The 267-nt window shown below is 32.6% G+C and carries 1 protein-coding gene; it reads left to right on the forward strand.

What is annotated here, in order from left to right; all coding sequences use genetic code 11:
* Window positions 1-82 precede the first annotated feature (82 nt).
* Window positions 83-267 (forward strand): hypothetical protein (locus tag AC2A1C_RS15915; RefSeq protein ID WP_484026917.1); only part of this gene is annotated, 185 nt, incomplete at its 3' end.

Here is a 267-nt window from a genome sequence, read left to right on the forward strand (position 1 = left end):
GCCAATGCTTTATTTTTTACCGTTAAAACCTTGTGCCAATGTAAAACTTTTTTGTGGTTTAGAATAATAAATTAAAAAAAAAGTGAAAAAAATATATTTTGTTAAATGGAAGTCTGCAAAAGTCCGAAAGTCGGGAAGATGGGAAGACGGCAAGTCAGCAGAAGTCGGAAAGTCGGAAAGACGGAAAGACGGAAATTCAAAAAGACGGAAAGACGGAAATTTAAAAAAAATCAAAAAAACAGAAATGCAGAAAAACAAAAAGTTCCT

The organism is Chryseobacterium sp. HNCC26DJ241 (genome assembly GCF_057180505.1).